General features: G+C 55.5%; 1 protein-coding gene. It reads left to right on the top strand.

The window, feature by feature from the left end:
* The first annotated feature begins 272 nt into the window (after window positions 1–272).
* A complete protein-coding gene (locus MHX52_RS10465) occupies window positions 273–497 on the top strand; it encodes a type IIL restriction-modification enzyme MmeI (RefSeq protein WP_370642254.1) in 225 nt (74 codons plus the stop codon).
* Window positions 498–584: the final 87 nt, after the last annotated feature.

Below are 584 nucleotides of genomic sequence, written 5' to 3'. Positions count from 1 at the left end.
TCGGGATGGTCAGCCCCGTCGACTTCGAGCACCACATCACCCAGACCACCAACGAAGAAGAAACAGCTGCCTAACTATGAGGTAGCTCCACTACGTGTCCACCATTTGCGGGCAACCCCAGGGGTGCACAGAAACACATATAGGTTCTGCGGAAAACCTATAGGGCGCGTCGCTAAAAACCGCTGTGCGCGGAAAACATAAAGGGTTTACGGACCCGGTCCCAGACCCCTCAATACTCTGAGCCGGAAGAATGGAAAGTGGAAGGTTGATGTATCCCCGCTATTTATTTTTTCCGTTTTTCGGAGTACATCGGGAGCTACAACTGCGGACCAGCTCTGTGTGAACTAGATGAGAAGGCGCAGCAGCGAATCATCGACGCTGGACAGTTGGTGCTGCGGGCACGCGAGCGGCACCCCCGGCGGTCACTCGCGGAGCACTACAACCCGTTAGCGATGGACCCAATTCTGCTCAAGGCTCACGACGAATTGGACCGATAAGTAAATAAAGCTTTCGGTGTGGCACGCAAACTCACCAACGAGCGCCAGCGCCAGGAGCTACTGTTCGCCAGCTACGGGGAGTTGTCG

The sequence above is a fragment of the Corynebacterium sp. ACRQJ genome (assembly GCF_022346045.1).
Taxonomy (GTDB): domain Bacteria; phylum Actinomycetota; class Actinomycetes; order Mycobacteriales; family Mycobacteriaceae; genus Corynebacterium; species Corynebacterium evansiae.
This window is presented reverse-complemented; position numbering and strand designations above follow the sequence as displayed.